This is a genomic window from Nonomuraea sp. PA05 (assembly GCF_008086045.1).
Lineage (GTDB): Bacteria > Actinomycetota > Actinomycetes > Streptosporangiales > Streptosporangiaceae > Nonomuraea > Nonomuraea monospora.
In genome coordinates, this window is the sequence record NZ_VSEY01000100.1 from 1 (window position 1) to 1,383 (window position 1,383).

Below are 1,383 nucleotides of genomic sequence, written 5' to 3' on the forward strand. Positions count from 1 at the left end.
GGGAGTGTCAACTTAACGGCTGATCTTGGTTGTTGAAGTGTTCAGAGGTCGACAGGGGTGAGGCGGCCTTCGAAGGCGATCTGGAAGGCGTTCAAAGGCGCTTTCCAGCGCATGGTCCATCTCTTGCGGCCCTGCCCGGTGGGATCGAGGCTCATCAGGGCCATAAACACACACTTCAGGGCGGCGGTCTCGTTCGGGAAGTGGCCGCGGGCCCGAACGGCCTTACGGATGCGGGCGTTGACGCTTTCGATCGCGTTGGTGGAGCAGATCACCTTGCGGATCTCGACGTCGAAGGCCAGGAAGGGCACGAACTCGGCCCAGCTGGTCTCCCACAGGCGCACGATCGCCGGGTACTTCTTCCCCCAGGTCTCGGAGAACTCGTAGAACCGCTCCAGCGCCGCGTCTTCGGTCGGGGCGGTGTAGACGGGCTTGAGCGCACGCGCGATCTTGTCCCAGTCCTGGCGGGCGGCATAGCGGAACGAGTTACGCAGCAGGTGGATCACGCAGGTCTGCACGATGGTGCGGGGCCAGACCGTCTCCACCGCTTGCGGCAGGCCCTTGAGCCCGTCGCAGACCAGCATGAGCACGTCGTCCACGCCGCGGTTCTTCAGCTCGGTCAGCACCGCCAGCCAGTGCTTAGCGCCCTCACCGCCGTCGCCGGCCCAGATGCCGAGGATGTCGCGGTGCCCCTCGACGGTGACGGCCATGACCAGGTAGATGGGCCGGTTGGCGACGTGACCGTCCCGGATCTTGACGTTGATCGCGTCCACGAACAGGACCGGATACACGCGATCGAGCGGCCGGCTCTGCCATTCGGCCATGCCGTCCATGACCTTGTCGGTGATGGTGGAGATGGTCTGCTTGGACACGTTCGCCCCGTACACCTCGGCCAGGTGGGCGGAGATCTCCCCATGCGTGAGCCCCTTGGCCGACAGGGACAAAACCATCTCGTCCACGCCGGACAGCCGGCGCTGCCGCTTGCGCACCAGCTGGGGCTCGAAGGTGCCCGCCACATCACGCGGCACCCGCACCTCCACCGGACCGACGTCGGTCACCACGGTCTTGGTGCGACTGCCGTTGCGGCTGTTGCCGCTGTTCTTCCCGGCCGGGTCGTGCCGGTCATAGCCCAGGTGATCGGTGATCTCGCCCTCCAGTGCCGACTCCAGCACCCGCTTGGTCAGCTGCTGCAGCAGCCCACCCTCACCGGTCAGCTGCAGCCCCTCACTACGGGCCCGGTTCACGAGCATCGAGATCAGCTGCTCGTCCGTCATCGAGCGGTCCGGCTCGACAGGCAGTTCGTTCATGGACAGCGACTCCACGGCGGTCTCGGACATCACGCGTCTCTTCCTTGATCATCAGATCCGCCGTTAGTTTTACAGTCCC

The 1,383-nt window shown here is 65.2% G+C and carries 1 protein-coding gene; it reads right to left on the bottom strand.

Annotated elements, in window-relative coordinates:
- Positions 1–41 precede the first annotated feature (41 nt).
- Positions 42–1,304: an IS256 family transposase gene (locus FXF51_RS60190; RefSeq protein ID WP_411268449.1), complete on the bottom strand. Its 1,263-nt coding sequence runs from the start codon at positions 1,302–1,304 to the stop codon at positions 42–44.
- Positions 1,305–1,383: the final 79 nt, after the last annotated feature.